This is a genomic window from Bartonella sp. AD328YNZD (assembly GCF_042196425.1).
Window position 1 is genome coordinate 1 of record NZ_JBHIQG010000537.1, and the last position, 1,152, is coordinate 1,152.

At 39.7% G+C, this 1,152-nt stretch carries 1 protein-coding gene; it reads left to right on the forward strand.

Features of this window, described 5'->3' with window-relative positions; genetic code table 11:
* On the forward strand, positions 1–1,152 hold a 1,152-nt coding region (locus tag ACFIO3_RS15790; protein WP_375704626.1), incomplete at both ends, for a phosphoenolpyruvate-utilizing N-terminal domain-containing protein.

Here is a 1,152-nt window from a genome sequence, read left to right on the forward strand (position 1 = left end):
ATGCACGACCAGCTTCTCTTTGGGTTGATTTTGCGAAAAAGGCTCAAAGCTCTATCAGAGTTCGCCATGGTCAATATGCCGTTGAAATGAAAAATTTAGTTGGTTTATTGCAATTAGGAGTAAAAAACGGCGATGTTCTTATTTTTTCTACAGATGCTGCAGAAGGAGCACAACTTCTTAAGGATGCGATTTCTATTGTAAAAAAGGTAAGTATTAGTGAAAAATGCGTGATGAGAGAAATGGAATCACAAACAAAGACTTTTCATGGTTGGCATCCACGCTCCATGCACAAAGGTATTTCTGGTGTTGGAGCAAGCTCAGGGTTAGCGTTTGGTAAAATTTTTGTTTTAAGGCAAAATGATATTTCCATAATAGATCAGCCAATTGATTTTGCAGCTGGTGCGGCATGTCTTGACAATGCTCTTACAAAAACAAAACATAAAATGGCATCAGTGATTTCTGATATTACAGTGCGTATGGGAGCGGATTCTGCTGCAATTTTTTCTGCGCAAATGGTTTTGCTTGAAGATGAAAATTTAATAGCTCAAGCTTATCGTTTTATAGCAGAAGGTCATGGTGTTGCTTGGTCTTGGGATAGAGCGGTTCGGCAGTTTTCAGATATGTTTTCTAAGGTAGATAATCCTTTGTTAGCAGCACGAGCTGTTAATTTAGTTGATGTTGGTCGTCGTGTTTTAGGTGAAATCAATCCATCCTATAGATCATTCTTTTTAAATGATATACCACGTGGTGTCATTCTGGTTACAAATGACCTGTCTCCTTCTGATGTAGCACAACTTGATTGTACAAAGGTAAAAGGATTAGCAACAGCATGGGGAGGTCCATTATCTCATACCGCTATTTTGGCGCGTACTCTTGATATTCCAATGGTTGTTGCGGCAGGTGCCGATATTTTAGCGGTTCAGTCTGGTATTCAGGCTATTATTGATGGCGATAACGGGTTCATTTATCTTGATCCTACGTTTGAAGATGTTGAAGATGCTCAAAGGAAAATTGATACTGTTGCGCAAGAACGTATCAGTGAGATAAATGCGTGTAGATTACCAGCGCAAACGAAAGATGGTCAAAGAATTCGTATCATGGCTAATGTCAACTACGCAAATCAGGTTCCTGTTGCGCTTGATTTGGGGGCTG